Annotated in this window: 11 protein-coding genes; 8 read left to right on the forward strand and 3 right to left on the reverse strand. The window is 32.2% G+C overall.

All coding sequences use genetic code 11. The features are described from left to right. Nucleotides 1–12 precede the first annotated feature (12 nt). The 7 genes from V7P59_RS05140 (at nucleotide 13) to V7P59_RS05170 (ending at nucleotide 8462) form a co-directional block, all read left to right on the forward strand. The gene (locus V7P59_RS05140) at nucleotides 13–3099 is read left to right on the forward strand and encodes an efflux RND transporter permease subunit (protein ID WP_333809083.1); all 3087 of its coding nucleotides are present in this window, start codon (nucleotides 13–15) and stop codon (nucleotides 3097–3099) included. A 3-nt stretch (nucleotides 3100–3102) separates the two neighbouring features. Continuing rightward, on the forward strand, nucleotides 3103–4407 hold the full coding sequence (locus V7P59_RS05145; protein WP_333809084.1) for a TolC family protein: 1305 nt from the start codon (nucleotides 3103–3105) through the stop codon (nucleotides 4405–4407). An 89-nt stretch (nucleotides 4408–4496) separates the two neighbouring features. Further along, nucleotides 4497–5360, forward strand: a complete 864-nt coding sequence (locus V7P59_RS05150) for a bestrophin family protein (protein WP_333809085.1) — start codon at nucleotides 4497–4499, stop codon at nucleotides 5358–5360. A gap of 54 nt (nucleotides 5361–5414) precedes the next feature. Next, nucleotides 5415–5900, forward strand: a complete 486-nt coding sequence (locus tag V7P59_RS05155) for a hypothetical protein (RefSeq protein WP_333809086.1) — start codon at nucleotides 5415–5417, stop codon at nucleotides 5898–5900. After that, nucleotides 5897–6910 carry a proline iminopeptidase-family hydrolase gene (locus V7P59_RS05160; protein WP_333809087.1) on the forward strand — a complete coding sequence of 338 codons (1014 nt, stop codon included), beginning with the start codon at nucleotides 5897–5899 and terminating at the stop codon, nucleotides 6908–6910. The genes V7P59_RS05155 and V7P59_RS05160 overlap by 4 nt, the downstream gene beginning before the upstream one ends. A 64-nt stretch (nucleotides 6911–6974) precedes the next feature. After that, a complete protein-coding gene (locus V7P59_RS05165; RefSeq protein ID WP_333809088.1) occupies nucleotides 6975–7898 on the forward strand; it encodes an AraC family transcriptional regulator in 924 nt (307 codons plus the stop codon). A gap of 3 nt (nucleotides 7899–7901) precedes the next feature. Next, entirely contained in the window at nucleotides 7902–8462 is a 561-nt protein-coding gene (locus V7P59_RS05170; RefSeq protein ID WP_333809089.1) for a hypothetical protein, read from the forward strand. Between the two features lies 1 nt (nucleotide 8463). Here the strand turns inward: V7P59_RS05170 and V7P59_RS05175 are convergent, their stop codons facing one another. Both V7P59_RS05175 and V7P59_RS05180 read right to left on the reverse strand, forming a co-directional pair. Continuing rightward, nucleotides 8464–8844, reverse strand: a complete 381-nt coding sequence (locus V7P59_RS05175; protein WP_333809090.1) for a DUF779 domain-containing protein — start codon at nucleotides 8842–8844, stop codon at nucleotides 8464–8466. Nucleotides 8845–8920: 76 nt separating this feature from the next. Beyond that, nucleotides 8921–10426: an aldehyde dehydrogenase family protein gene (locus tag V7P59_RS05180; protein WP_333809091.1), complete on the reverse strand. Its 1506-nt coding sequence runs from the start codon at nucleotides 10424–10426 to the stop codon at nucleotides 8921–8923. Between the two features lie 267 nt (nucleotides 10427–10693). On the opposite strand from V7P59_RS05180, the gene pheT reads away from it, so the two are divergent. Next, nucleotides 10694–13123, forward strand: a complete 2430-nt coding sequence (pheT, locus tag V7P59_RS05185) for a phenylalanine--tRNA ligase subunit beta (protein WP_333809092.1) — start codon at nucleotides 10694–10696, stop codon at nucleotides 13121–13123. Between the two features lie 80 nt (nucleotides 13124–13203). On the opposite strand, the gene V7P59_RS05190 is transcribed toward pheT, so the two are convergent. Beyond that, entirely contained in the window at nucleotides 13204–15561 is a 2358-nt protein-coding gene (locus V7P59_RS05190) for a DUF7619 domain-containing protein (RefSeq protein WP_333809093.1), read from the reverse strand. Between the last annotated feature and the right edge of the window lie 135 nt (nucleotides 15562–15696).

Consider the following 15696-nt stretch of genomic DNA (forward strand, 5'->3'; position numbering starts at 1 on the left):
TTCAAATTTAAAATGAGTTTATCTACTTTAAGTATAAAAAGACCCGTATTTACCATTGTAATCAATTTACTGATTATACTTTTTGGTATTTTAGGATTTAGTTATTTAGGCGTTCGCGAATTTCCTTCGATTGATCCTGCGGTTATTAACGTTAGAACCAATTACACAGGAGCTAATGCTGAAATTATTGAATCGCAAATTACCGAACCCCTTGAAAAAGCCATTAATTCTATTGATGGTATTCGAAATATAACTTCATCAAGTAATCAAGGTTCAAGTAATATTACGGTCGAATTCAAATTAGAAAAAAACCTAGAAGAAGCCGCTAACGATGTACGTGATAAAGTATCACAAGCCGTTAGAAGCTTGCCACAAGATATTGATGCGCCTCCAGTAGTAGCTAAAGCAGATGCCGACTCAGATGCGATTATTTCGATGACCGTTCAAAGTCAATCAAGAAATGCTTTAGAATTAAGTGATTATGCCGAAAATGTTATTTCAGAAAGATTACAAACGATACCAGGAGTAAGTAGCGTTCAAATTTGGGGACAAAAACGTTATTCAATGCGTATTTGGATGGATCCAATTAAATTGAATTCGTACGGAATTACAGTAGCAGATGTTCGGAATGCTTTAAACAAACAAAATGTAGAATTACCTTCGGGGAAATTAACCGGCGCTAATACCGAATTAATGGTGAAAACCCTTGGAAATTTATCTACAGAAAAGGAATTCAACGATATCATTATTGTAGCTGATGCGAATAAAACCGTTCGTTTAAGCGACATAGGTTATGCTGTTTTAGCAGCTGAAAATTTAGAAACTAAGTTTACTGAATCAGGTAATCCAATGGTAGCTGTGGCAATTATTCCGCAACCAGGAACCAATTATTTAGAAATTGCGGAACAATTTTATGCAGAAGTTGACAAATTAAAGAAAGACTTACCAAGCGACATCAAATTAGATATTGCCCTAGACAATACTGTATTTATTAAAAAATCGGTAGTTGAAGTTGCAGAAACACTAGCCATTTCAGTAGTTTTGGTAATTATCATTATCTTCTTATTCTTTAGAGATTGGTCCATCGCATTCCGACCTTTAATTGATATACCTGTTTCGTTGATTGCTACATTTTTTATCATGTATTTATGTGGCTTTTCTATCAACGTATTAACGTTATTAGCCATCGTTTTAGCGACAGGATTAGTGGTGGATGACGGAATTGTAGTAACCGAAAACATCTTCAAAAAAGTCGAAGAAGGCATGTCGCCCATCGAAGCCGCTATCAAAGGTTCGAATGAGATTTTCTTTGCCGTAATTTCTATTTCAGTAACACTAGCAGCCGTTTTCTTACCTATTATTTTCTTAGAAGGTTTTGTTGGACGCTTGTTCCGAGAGTTTGGTGTCGTCATAGGTGCAGCCGTATTGATTTCCGCCTTTGTATCGTTGACTTTAACACCAATGCTGAATGCGTATTTGATGAAAGGTGGCGAACAAAAGAAAACCAAATTCTATGAATTTACTGAGCCATTTTTTGTAAATCTAAATACAGGATATGCAAACGCATTAACTAATTTCTTAAAAAGAAAATGGTTGAGTTTTCCCATCATCATTATTTGTTTGGGATTAATTGTGTTATTCTTTGCCATACTTCCAAAAGAAACCGCTCCTTATGACGATAGAAGTTTAGGAATTGTAAGTGTAACTACACCTGAAGGTGCAACTTACGAATACACCGATCGATTTATGGACGACTTGTCGAAATTGATTAATGATTCTATTCCAGAGAAAAAAGTAGCATTGGTAATTACTTCGCCTGGATTCTTATCTTCTTCAGTAAATGCAGGAAGAGTTCGTTTAGCACTGGTAGATCCAAGTGAACGTGAAAAATCACAAAAAGAAATTGTGGATGATTTAACCAAATGGACCAAAAAATATCCACAAGCAAAAGTAAACGTTTCGGAGCAACCTACGATTTCAGTAAACCGACGTGGTGGATTACCAATTCAATACATCATTCAAGCTCCAAATTTTGAAAAATTAAGAGAAAAAATTCCACAATTCATGGAAGAAGCCAATAAAAATGAAACTTTCTCTAATGTAGATGTGAATTTGAAATTCAATAAACCGGAAATTAACGTAACGATTAATCGTGAAAAAGCTGAAAGCTTAGGAATTTCCGTTTTAGATGTGGCGCAAACCTTGCAACTATCATTAAGTGGACAACGTTTTGGTTATTTCATGCAAAATGGAAAACAATATCAAATCATTGGACAATTTGATGAAAAAGATAGAGATGCTCCATTGGATTTAACTTCGATGTTTGTAAAAAACAAAGCGGGCGAATTAATCCAATTAGACAACGTGGTTGAGGTTGAAGAACAAAGTAATCCACCCCAATTATTCCATAACAATCGCTACATGTCGGCGACTGTTTCTGCAGGTTTAGCCCCAGGAAAAAGTATGATTGACGGAATTAATGCGATGGATGAAATTAAAGCAAAAGTATTAGATGATACCTTTACAACCGATTTAGGTGGTGAATCGCGAGATTTTGTTGAAAGTAGTTCCAATACTTCTTTCGCATTCGGATTGGCGTTATTGTTAATTTATTTGATTTTAGCCGCTCAGTTTGAAAGTTTTATTGACCCGTTTATTATCATTTTAACTGTACCAATGGCGGTAGCTGGAGCATTATTCTCGCTATGGCTATTTGGACAAACTTGGAATATTTTTAGTCAAATCGGAACGGTAATGTTAATTGGACTTGTTACCAAAAACGGAATTCTGATAGTCGAATTTGCCAACCAACTTCGAGAACAAGGAAAATCGAAATACGACGCCATTTTAGAAGCTTCAGAAGCACGTTTACGCCCCATTTTAATGACCAGTTTAGCCATTGCTCTAGGTGCATTACCAATTGCTTTATCATTAGGTGCGGCTTCAACGAGTAGAATGGGAATGGGAGTTGTAATTGTAGGTGGAACATTGTTTTCATTAATCTTAACTTTGTTTGTAATTCCTTCGATTTATTTAATGTGGTCAAGAGCCAAAAAACACCGACCAGAATTTGATAATTTAGATGCTTTAGAGAAATAAACTATGCGAAATTTATATATAACATTAGCATTTCTAATCATCGGATTTTCAACGCAAGCACAAGAACTGCTCACGCTAGAAGATGCCGTAAAAATAGCTTTGGAAAACAATTACGATATTAAAATCGCTGAAAATAATTCCAAAATTGATGCTACCAACAACAACCTAGCTAATGCTGGTATGTTACCTTCGTTGAATGCGAATTTTACTAACAATAACAGCCAATTGAATACCACACAAACTCAGGCTGATGGAACCGAAAGAAAATTAGACAATGCCAAGAACATGAATTTAACGTATGGTGTTGGTTTAGATTGGACAATTTTCGACGGTTTAAGTATGTTTGCCCGAAAAGAGCAATTAAATATTTTAGAACAACAAGGAAAAGCGGAATTGCAAGCTGCTATTCTAACCCGAATTAGTGATGTTTACACCACGTATTTCGATTTGGTACAACAACAGCAAGTTCTAGCTTCGATTGATACGGCAATTGTGATTTCAAACCAAAGATTGACAACTGCTCAAAATCGATTTAGTATAGGAAAAGCTTCAAAATTAGAAGTTTTAAATGCACAAGTAGATTTGAATAGTGATTTAAGTTTGCAATTAAGACAAAAAGAAATTATTAAAATCAGTAAAATAAGACTTAATGAATTATTAGTTCGTGATATTCAGACTGATTTTAAAGTCGCTAACGAAGTTACATTCGAACAAAATTTAGATTTCAACGAATTAAAATCTACAGCCGAAAAACAAAATCCACAATTGCAAGCGCAAATTTTGTCTAAAAAAGTAGCCGATTTGAATTTAAAACAAATCAAAGGTAATCGTTATCCAACGGTTCGCATTACTTCTGGTTATAACTTTACCCGTTCAGAAGCTTCTTTAGGATTTATCACACAATCATCTGGACAAGGTTTTGTGTATGGTGTTACGGCTACAATGCCTATTTTTAATGGTTTTCTTCAAAACAGAAACGAAAAAGTAGCAAAATACCAAGTAGAAAATGCCGGATTACTTTTAGAACAACAAAAATTGTCGTTAACATCACAATTAGCTTCGTTTTATGCGAGTTATCAAACCAATTTAGAGTTGGTAAAAGTAGAAGAAAAAAACCTAGAAATCGCCAAACAAAACTTAGATATTACGTTAGCTAAATTCAAAATTGGAACCATAACTACGATTGAATTCAGAACAGCACAACAAAACTTTGTAGAAGCTGCCGTTCGTTATTCGAATGCACAATATGTAACCAAGCTTTCAGAAATCAACTTAAAAGAATTAGCTGGGACTTTAAAATTGAATTAATATTTTTAGATTTGTTAAAATGTTTAATTGTGAAACTGTGAATTCGAAACTCAGCTTTTCGCTAATCACTTTTCACTAATCACTAAAATATGGTTCAATACAACCCAAAAGACTGGATTACATTTATTTTCCGTTTTCACGAATCGGATACATTTCGTCAGTTGATTCCAATGATGTTTTTAATTGGATTTTATGCTGCAGGAATTGCCTATTTGGAACTCGAATATTGGAAACTTTCTGAAACTAGTCATGTAAAAAACCTGAATTTAATGCACACTACTGTAGGTTTTGTGTTATCGTTATTATTAGCTTACCGAACCAACACCGCTTATGACCGTTGGTGGGAAGGTCGAAAACAATGGGGATCTTTAGTAAACAATAGTCGAAATTTAGCCTTAAAACTTTCTGCTTATTTGTCTGATGAAAACGATAGAAATTTTTACAGAAAAGTAATTCCAGCTTATGCTTCTGTGCTTTCCAAACATTTATTAAGTGAGGAATTAAGCAAAATGTTATTTGATGGTTTAGATTTGGAAATCGATCATCAAAAGCATCGTCCCAATCAAGTGGCAAAAATGTTGTTTCAAAAAGCGAATGATTTGTACAAATCAGGAAAAATTACAGGTGACCAATTTTACATCATCAATTCCGAATTACAATCGTTTACTGATATTTGTGGCGCTTGCGAACGGATTAAAAATACGCCTATTCCCTACTCTTACAGTTCGTTTATCAAAAAATTCATCTTCTTTTTTGTGATGACCTTACCTTTTGGATTTGTTTTTAGTTTAGGGTACTACGTAATTCCAGTAGTGATTTTCATCTTTTATGTTTTAGCGAGTTTAGAATTAATCGCCGAAGAAATCGAAGACCCATTTGGCAACGACGCTAACGATTTGCCTATGACTAAAATAGCTTCGAATATTAAGAAACACGTTGAAGAGATTTTGTAGGGTTTGGAGAAATTTTGGTATATTTGAAATAATAATGTAAAAATCATAATAAAAATGGAAGTCAAAAATTATAATCATAATATTCCATCTGAAGATTTTGATATTATTTTTATTGAAAAAAAATATCCTAATGAAAATATCATAAAATCATCTGTTTTATTTTTTGAAATTAATGAGCTTAAAATCACAATAAAGTTTGAGCTTACAAAAAATAGCATAATTGATGAAGATAATTTCTTATTTATTCCAGAAACGAACTTGTTATTTTATAGTGGAAATATTGAATGGTGTGTTTTTGACTTGAAAAACAAAAGTATAATAAGAAATGTAGATGCAACTCAATTGCCATATATTGAAAGAAGAAATAATGTAATTTTAATTTTTGATGATTTGTATGTAGAATGTACGAATTTGAAAGGAGAAACAATTGATAAAGTCCCAGTTGACCCACCAACAGAATCTATAGATTATGATGACAGAATAGAATTTAATAGTTCTATTTTTGGAAAACAAATATTAAAACTTAAAATCCAACCATGAAAAACCTATTCCACACAACACTTCTACTCTTAACCATAGCTTTATTCACAAGCTGTAAACAAGAAACCGTAGCTACTCAAAACGAGTATTTTGCACAATCTTCTGATAGTATTCAAAATGGTGGTGTAAAAGTGATTCCCATTACAACTCCAAAAGGTACTTTTAATGTTTGGACGAAGCGCATTGGGAACAATCCAAAAATTAAAGTATTGCTTTTAAATGGCGGTCCAGGCGCTACACACGAATATTTTGAATGTTTTGAAAACTTCTTACCAGCAGAAGGCATCGAGTTCATTTATTACGACCAATTAGGTTGTGGAAATGCCGATAATCCAAACGATACTTCGATGTGGGATTTAGCAAGATATGTTGAAGAAGTAGAGCAAGTTCGTAAAGCTTTAAAGTTAGACAACACCAATTTCTATTTGTTAGGACATTCGTGGGGCGGCATTTTAGCAATGGAATACAGCTTGAAATATCAAAACAACATGAAAAGCTTAATCATTTCGAACATGATGGCAAGTTGCCCTGAATATGATAAATACGCAAATGAAGTATTAAGCAAACAAATGAATCCAGAAGTATTGGCAGAATTGATGAAAATAGAAGCAAATAAAGACTTTTCCAATCCAAGATATATGGAATTATTACTTCCGAATTTCTATGAAAAACACATTCTTCGTTTCCCAGCAAAAGATTGGCCAGAACCGGTAAATCGTTCGTTTGCTAAGATGAATCAGTCACTTTATGTAACCATGCAAGGTCCTAGTGAATTTGGTATTTCAGGAAAATTAGAAAATTGGGATAGAAAAGCTGATTTGAAAAACGTAAAAATCCCAACATTAGTAATCGGTGCAAAATATGATACGATGGATCCAAAACACATGGAAGAAATTTCGAAAATCTTACCAAATGGCTCGTATTTATTCTGTCCAAAAGGAAGCCACATGGCATTTTACGATGATCAAAAGACCTATTTTAACGGATTAATATCGTTTTTGAAAAAATAAACCAAAAGCAACTCTTAGTAGTTGCTTTTTTTATATCTTAGTTTTTCTATATTGAAATTTTAGAATGGCAAACAAAGCGTTACTTTTTACTCCTGCTTTAACCCACGAAAAGTCGTTAAAGACTTTGGTGGAAAATCGCACCATTTTCTCTTTAGACCATTGCGAATTGAATATTTTTGAAACTTATCAAAAATCGGATCTAGTTCCGTTGAAGTTTAATGATTTGGTGGTTACAAGTATGTTGCGAGGTAAAAAAGTAATGCACTTATTTGAGGACCCAAGTTTTGAATATTTACCCGGCGAAACCGTAATTGTGCCTTCCAATGCCGAAATGAAAATCGATTTTCCAGAAGCTTCAAAGGAGAATCCTACACAATGTATCGCTTTGGCAATCGATAATCAGATTATTACGAATACCTTGGACTTTTTAAACGAAAAATATCCAAAAGAAGGAAAAAACAATTTGTGGAAATTAGACCACGAAAATTATTTCTTTTACAACAATGTAGAATTAGCAGGAACCATCAACAAACTAATTAAGGAATGCATGGGCAATTCCCTAACCAAAGATGCTCTTGCCGATTTAACGCTTCAAGAATTGATTATCCGAATCATTCAAACACAAACCACCAAACGGTTTGAAAACGAAAAATTTATCGATAGCAATAGTCCTATTACACCTGCGATTGAATACATCAAAAATAATATCCGAGAAACCATCAATTTGAAAGATTTGAGCGATAAAGCGTGTATGAGTACGACTTCATTTTATCGCTATTTCAAAAGAGAATTAGGTATGAGCCCGATTGAGTATATCTTGAATGAAAAGATAAAATACGCCAAAAAACTATTGAGCAATCCCAACATTCAAGTGAATGAAGTTTCGTATGCTACCGGTTTTGAAGACTGCAATTACTTTATTAGATTATTCAAAAAATACGAAGGGGTTACACCAAAACAATATCAGTTGATGAATTATAATGGGTAATTTATGAGTTTAAAAAATATTATTCTAATAGCATTATTTACAACTTTATTAAGCTGTACAAAAGAAGACAAACTTACAGCATATCAAGAAAAGTCAAATGAACTAATTAACCAAATATTGGTTAATAATGAAAGTGAATGTAGTTGTATCATAGAACCTGATAATAACGAATCTACAATTCAAACACTATCAGCAGACAATCCAAAAAGAGATTATAAAAAAATCATTGTAAATGAGTTAAATATCAATGATGCTTTTCTAAAAAATTCAAATGAATTAAGCAAGTTTTATACTCTTGATGAATCCTTAAATAAGAACTACAAAATTTTGAAAAAAGAAGAATTATTTTCTCTTTTAAAAAAATATAAAGGTTTTGATAAATTAAACGAATTAACAAAAATTTGCCCAAAAGGTTGGTTTAGTTTTTCTCCCCCAATTTTCAATGAAACTTTTGACAAAGCAATTATTTCATATAGCTTCTATCTAGGTGGAAGTATGAATTTATATGAATTTAAAAATGGAAAATGGGAATTTGTGAAAATTATAGAAGGATGGATTAGTTGATTTACTCATTCAACCTAATTTCCTCTAAATTCTGAGCTTCTTCTTCGGTAAATAATCTGTAATTTACTTTGAATGTTTTTCCGTATGGTGTTTCCAATGAAAATCCGCCTGCTCCTATTCCATCGGTTACATCTAGCGTAAAATGAGCATGCTTCCAATATTCGAATAAATCTTTGTCCACCCAAAATTCAAATTCTTGAATAGTTCCAATACAAACATCGCCATAACGTAGATAAAATCCGCCCTTTTCAAAACATTGCGGTTGTGTTCCTTCGCAACAACCACCTGCTTGATAAAACATCAAATCACCAAACTTATCCGATAGCATTTTGATTAATTCCATTGCTTTTTCGGTAGCTTCTATTCGTTTTATTTTTTCCATAGTTTACAAATAAAAAAAGTCGCGAGTCCAAAATAACATTAATCATGAATCGCGACTTTAAATTAAAAATTATCTACTAAAAGAAACCTAATTTGTTTTTGTTATAAGAAATCAACAGGTTTTTAGTTTGACGATAATGATCTAACATCATTTTGTGATTTTCTCTACCAATTCCTGATTGTTTGTAACCTCCAAATGGCGCTCCAGCTGGATAAGCATGATATTGGTTTACCCAAACACGACCTGCTTGAATAGCTCTTGGAACTTGATATAATTCATGTGCATCTCGAGTCCAAACGCCTGCTCCTAAACCGTACATGGTATCGTTTGCAATTTCTAAAGCTTCCTCAGTAGTTTTGAAAGTTGTAACAGCTAACACTGGACCGAAAATCTCTTCTTGGAAAATACGCATTTTGTTGTGTCCTTTGAATAACGTAGGTTGAATGTAATATCCTCCTTCTAAATCGCCACCTAAATGATTCACATCGCCACCGCATAATAATTCGGCACCTTCTTCTTTACCTAATTTAATGTAGGAAAGAATTTTATCTTTTTGGATTTGAGAAGCTTGAGCTCCCATCATAACCGTTGGATCTAATGGATTTCCTGTTTTAATTGCTTTAACGCGTTCTAATACTCTTTCAATGAATTTATCGTAAATCGATTCATGAATTAACAATCTAGATGGACACGTACAAACTTCTCCTTGATTTAGGGCAAAAAGGGCAACTCCTTCTAATGCTTTATCTAAAAATTCATCATCGGCATCCATAACTGACGGGAAGAAAATATTTGGTGATTTTCCACCTAATTCTAACGTAACTGGAATAATATTTTCAGTTGCATATTGCATTACCATTCTACCAGTAGCAGTCGAACCTGTAAATGCTGCTTTACATACTTTTGGATTGGTTACCAAAGTCCTTCCTAACTCCGCTCCAAAACCATTGATAACATTAACAACTCCTGCTGGAATCAAATCTCCGATTAGTTCCATTAACACCATAATTGAAATTGGTGTGCTTTCTGCAGGTTTCAACACTACACAGTTTCCTGCTGCTAAAGCTGGTGCTAATTTCCAAACGGCCATTAAAATTGGGAAGTTCCAAGGAATAATCTGAGCTACAACTCCAATTGGTTCATGTACAATGATGGATACCGTATCTTTATCTAATTCGGTAATCGAACCTTCTTCAGCACGAATTACACTAGCAAAATATCTAAAGTGGTCAATTGCTAACGGAATATCCGCAGCCATTGTTTCTCTGATCGCTTTCCCGTTATCTAAAGTTTCAACCGCAGCAATGTATTCTAAATTAGCTTCAATTCTATCCGCTATTTTATTCAACATAATACTTCTTTCTGTAGCCGAAGTTTGACTGAATGTTTTGAAAGCTTCATCTGCAGCATTAACAGCCATTTCAACATCCATTTTAGCCGAATGCGCTGCTTTTGCCATTAATTTACCATCTACTGGTGAAAGTACTTCGAAATATTGTCCTGTTGAAGGCGCTGTCCATTTTCCGTTAATGTAATTATCGTACTTTTCTTTTAGTTGTGGTCTTTGAATTAAATTACTCATAATTTTGATTTTAGGTTTGTTTATCAAATTTAGATTCAATTCTTATTTCAGAATAGCACAATTATTTCATTTAATAGCACAAAACTGATACTGGCTCAATTTTAACGTCTAAAAATTACATTTTTATTAATTTTTTACTCAATTATTTATCGAATTAACAATATTCCCTTTCAAACTTATCACCAAAAGGCTGTTCAAAATTTCTAAATTCTAATTTCTAAATTCTAATTTTATAAAGTATCTTTGCCGTTTAAAATTCGATACAAAATGCGTATATCATACAATTGGTTAAAACAATTCATTAAAACCGATTTAAAATCTGAAGAAATTGCCGACATTCTTACCGACTTAGGTTTAGAAGTTGAAGGCGTTGACAAATACGAAAGTTTAAAAGGAGGTTTACAAGGTGTTGTCATTGGTCATGTGTTAACATGCGAAAAACATCCTGATGCTGACAAACTAAAAATCACAACGGTTGATTTAGGTGATGGAAACGCACCTGTTCAAATTGTTTGTGGTGCTCCAAACGTGGCAGCGGGACAAAAAGTTCCTGTGGCAACTATTGGAACCAAGTTATTTGATAAAGAAGGAAACGCATTCGAAATTAAAAAAGGAAAAATCCGCGGACAAGAAAGTCATGGAATGATTTGCGCTGAAGACGAATTAGGCTTAGGCGAGAGTCATGACGGAATTATGATTTTAAACGAAGATTTAAAACCTGGGACACCAGCTTCAAAAGTTTTTGAAATTGAAACAGATGAAGTATTCGAAATCGGATTAACCCCTAACCGTGCCGATGCTATGTCGCATATGGGTGTTGCTCGTGATTTACGTGCAGGATTGTTACAAAAAGGAACTTCATCGGAATTAATTACGCCATCGGTAAGTAAATTTAAAGTAGAAAAACGTACGTTAAAAATCGATGTTAAAGTAGAAAATGAAAAATTAGCTCCAAGATATTGCGGTGTTACTATTTCAGGAGTTATAGTAAAACCTTCTCCCGCTTGGTTGCAAAACCGTTTGAAGGCGATTGGCTTAACTCCAAAAAACAATATTGTTGACGTTACGAATTACGTTTTACATGAATTAGGTCAACCTTTACACGCTTTTGATGCAGCTCAAATAAAAGGAAATAAAGTAATAGTAAAAACAGTTTCGGCAGGAACTAAATTTGTTACGTTAGATGATATCGAACGTACATTACACGAAGAAGATTTAATGATTTGCGACGAAAGCGGCCCAATGTGCATTGCTGGTGTTTTCGGTGGAAAAACTTCTGGAGTTTCTGAAAAAACACAGGCTATTTTCTTAGAAAGTGCTTATTTTAATCCTGTTTCGGTTAGAAAAACAGCTAAAAGACATACATTAAGTACCGATGCTTCTTTCCGTTTTGAAAGAGGAATCGATCCAAGTATTACAGAATACGCTTTAAAACGTGCTGCTTTATTAATTCAAGAAGTAGCGGGTGGCGAAATTACTTCGGATATTATTGATATTTATCCTAAAAAGATTGAAGATTTCAGTGTGTTTATTCATTTCAATAAAGTGAATAAAATAATTGGAGAAGAAATTAAGCCTGAGACAATTAAGAAGATTTTAGCTTCATTAGATATCAAAGTTAATAGTATCACAGAAGCAGGTTTAGGATTAACAATTCCTTCTTATCGTGTAGATGTAACTCGAGAAATTGATGTTATCGAAGAAATTTTACGTGTTTACGGATATAACAATATTAAAATTCCTTCTAAAGTGAATGCTACCACAGCCAATTCATCAAGAACGGAAGAATATAAAGTACAAAATATCATTGCGAACCAATTGTGTTCATTAGGTTTCAACGAAATGATGGCAAATTCTTTAACTACGCCAGATTACGTAAAACTGTCAGAAGACTTGAAAGATGAATTCAACGTGATGATGTTAAATCCGTTGAGTAGCGATTTATCAGCAATGCGTCAATCGTTATTATTCTCTGGATTAGAAGCGGTTTCTTTCAACATAAACAGAAAAAGAAGCGATTTAAAATTCTTTGAATTTGGAAAGAGTTATCACAAAATGCCAGGAGGTTATGATGAAAACAAGCATTTAACCTTATTAGTAACTGGAAATAGACAAAATGAAAGTTGGACAAATCCACAATTAAAATCAGATTTCTTCTTATTCAAAGGATATATCAATACCATTTTAAGTCGTTTAGGATTGGATAAAAAAGTGTCTTCATTACCTTTCGAAAATGATGTTTTCGCTGAAGGATTAGCTTTAGCTGTTGGAAAAGAAGTAATTGTGGAATTCGGTACTGTTAAAAAATCAATTTTAAAATATTTTGATATCAAGCAAGAAGTATTGTATGCTGATTTTGCTTGGGATAAGATTCAAAAATACGTTTCTACGAAAATTAAATTCACTGATATTCCAAAATATCCAGAAGTTCGCAGAGATTTAGCCTTATTATTAGATGAAAACGTGAAATTCGAACAAATCTATAACATCGCTAAACAAACGGAAAAAGGGTTGCTAAAAGAGATAAACTTATTCGACGTTTACCAAGGAAATAACTTACCTGAAGGTAAAAAATCGTATGCTGTGAGTTTCATTTTACAAGATGATTCTAAAACACTTACCGATACTCAAATTGATAAAATTATGAGTAAGTTACAAGGTAATTTTGAAAGTCAGTTAGGAGCTAGCTTACGCTAGTATTCAGTTTACAGTATAAAAAAAACTCTCGATTCAAATGAATCGGGAGTTTTTAGTTTTATGTATTACTCTTGTAAAAGCTATTCTTTCATAAATTTCATATTAGCACTACCCTTTTCTGTATTTACCTTTACAAAATAGCTTCCAGAAGCTAAATTAGCAACATCAATTAAATTAATTGCATTTGTAGTCGCCATAACAATTTGTCCTAATTGATTATATATTTCAACAGAATTAATAGCTACATTTTGTTTGCTTTGAATATTCAAAACATCTTTTGTTGGATTTGGATATAAAGTAAAATAAGTACCAAAATCAAAATTTTGATTACTTAGAGCTGTAATAGTTGTAGTATAAGTATTTGTTGTGATTGGAAAATTATAATCAAAATAAATGTTAGCATTATTTGAAAAAGTATCACCAACAATTAAAGTAGGTTTTGTTTTAATTTTAAACACTACATACCCATCATTCGTTGCATCATTGAAATCTAAGTTGATATTTTCAAAAATGAATTCTACTTTGTTTCCATTAATTCTTGTAAAAAAGTCATGACTACTTTTTAGTGGAACTAAAGTTGCAATATCAAATTTATTCATGTCAATCATATCTTTTACAACTATATTCTCAGCAGGATATGTTCCTGTGTTTTCAAAACGAATGACATAATGTACGTAATCTCCAATAATCATTACATCTTCGCTTACTCCTTGTAAACATGTTTTATCATTTGGATCGTAGGAACCAACAACAATTTGTTCAAAAAAGAAATAATTATCCATCGGAGTTTCGTCTGTATTTGTAGTGGTTATTGATGTTGCGTAATTCAGAACATCTCCATTATTAACCGGTGGTGTTTCCATTGGAGAATTAACATTTAAAACTACTGCAATTTCTCTTGTTTCAAATGGCTGTAAATTACTATAATTCCATGTGAAATTATTTACAGCTGAACTATAATAAACTGGATTTGAAGAAACATAATCTAATCTTGCATCATCAAAAGTTAAAGATATGCTTCCATTCTCCACTTGATTTCCTTTGTTACGATAAACCAATTTATAAGTAGCGTCAAAACCTGGACGTGCAGGAACTGTAGGAATCAGTACAACTTCAACATCATGTTTAACACCATTAGCAGTTACACAGAAATTTTGATTTAATGGACTAGTCTGTGTTGGGAAATTTGCTGTAAAACTAGTTGGTGAAACATTGAAATAGCTAGGATTTTCAAGATTTGGAGTTATCGTGTGATTTCCTGCTTGAACTGGAATGTAATAATTTCCTGTTACATCAGTAATAATTGAACCATTTACAAATGAATTAGATATATTAAATCTTAAATTATGACAATTAATATCTGTAACATCACAACCATTATTATTAATATCAAATTTTGCATTTCCTACTACTTCAAAAAATTCTCCACCAGGGGTAAATGAACAATAGGAATTAACATGACATGTTGAAGAATAACCATAACTAATTATTCTTTGATTTACATAAAAAACATCTTCCTCATCTGCACAGATATATTCTAAATTAGGATTGGAATCAAAACTTAAATTAGAAAAATCAAATTCAACTGTATTGCCATTTTTGATATTTAAAATAGATAAATTGTTGGTATGACAAAGTAATAAACTTAAATTATTATTATTGGATACATCTAAACTAGTCAATTGATTATTGTTACACCAAAGTGACCATAAGTATTGTAAATTAGACACATCTAAATTTGTAATTTGATTATTATTGCATATCAGGCTGTTCAATAGATTGTTTTGAGAAACATCTAAACTTGTCAATTGATTGTTATTACATCTAAAATTCTCTAAAATAGAATTTTGAGCAATATTAATGTTTGACAATTGATTATTCTCGCATCTAATCGATTTTAAAGCTATATTTTGAGAAACATTTAAACTTGACAACAGATTAAAAGAACAATTTAAATTTTCCAAATTTGTATTTTGAGAAATATTTAAATTCGAAAGTAGATTATTTGAACAATTAAAATTTATTAACTGTTGATTTACAGAAATATCTAAATTGGTTAAAAGATTATTTGAACAATTAAAGTTTTTTAATGCTGTATTTTGAGAAAGGTTAATGTTTTGCAATTGATTACTACTACAATATAATGTGATTAAACTTGAAAATTGCTCAATTCCAGTTAGATTACTAATATTAGAATCACTAACATTAAGATACAAAATTGCTTGTGCTTCTGAAATTTGAATTTCTCCATCTCCATTTACATCAACTATATTATGAGTTAAAGGGTTTCCTAAAACAGAAATTTGAGTAGCAGCTATTGTATTATTTGGATTAGCAGACAATAATTTAGCTTTAAAATTTGAATCAGGAATATTGACTATCTGAGCATTTAAAAAGCTAAAACAAAATATAACGATAATGATGTAGATTTTTTTCATACAATGTATTTTTAGTAAATATAAAGATTCTTTCTCATAAGATTACTTTTTCATGAAAAGGTTGCGTTAAAAAAATATAATTAATTGGTTTCACAAACCTGTCCTATTTTTCAATAAAGTGAATTTAAAATTCAC

Origin of the sequence: Flavobacterium sp. (assembly GCF_036782315.1) — a bacterium.
Classification (GTDB): domain Bacteria; phylum Bacteroidota; class Bacteroidia; order Flavobacteriales; family Flavobacteriaceae; genus Flavobacterium.

What these genes read in the sequence shown, in the direction of transcription:
- V7P59_RS05140 (WP_333809083.1), top strand. Translation starts at nt 13, where the DNA reads ATGAGTTTATCTACTTTAAGTATAAAAAGACCCGTATTTACCATTGTA.
- V7P59_RS05145 (WP_333809084.1), top strand. Translation starts at nt 3,103, where the DNA reads ATGCGAAATTTATATATAACATTAGCATTTCTAATCATCGGATTTTCA.
- V7P59_RS05150 (WP_333809085.1), top strand. Translation starts at nt 4,497, where the DNA reads ATGGTTCAATACAACCCAAAAGACTGGATTACATTTATTTTCCGTTTT.
- V7P59_RS05155 (WP_333809086.1), top strand. Translation starts at nt 5,415, where the DNA reads ATGGAAGTCAAAAATTATAATCATAATATTCCATCTGAAGATTTTGAT.
- V7P59_RS05160 (WP_333809087.1), top strand. Translation starts at nt 5,897, where the DNA reads ATGAAAAACCTATTCCACACAACACTTCTACTCTTAACCATAGCTTTA.
- V7P59_RS05165 (WP_333809088.1), top strand. Translation starts at nt 6,975, where the DNA reads ATGGCAAACAAAGCGTTACTTTTTACTCCTGCTTTAACCCACGAAAAG.
- V7P59_RS05170 (WP_333809089.1), top strand. Translation starts at nt 7,902, where the DNA reads ATGAGTTTAAAAAATATTATTCTAATAGCATTATTTACAACTTTATTA.
- V7P59_RS05175 (WP_333809090.1), bottom strand. Translation starts at nt 8,844, where the DNA reads ATGGAAAAAATAAAACGAATAGAAGCTACCGAAAAAGCAATGGAATTA.
- V7P59_RS05180 (WP_333809091.1), bottom strand. Translation starts at nt 10,426, where the DNA reads ATGAGTAATTTAATTCAAAGACCACAACTAAAAGAAAAGTACGATAAT.
- pheT (WP_333809092.1), top strand. Translation starts at nt 10,694, where the DNA reads ATGCGTATATCATACAATTGGTTAAAACAATTCATTAAAACCGATTTA.
- V7P59_RS05190 (WP_333809093.1), bottom strand. Translation starts at nt 15,561, where the DNA reads ATGAAAAAAATCTACATCATTATCGTTATATTTTGTTTTAGCTTTTTA.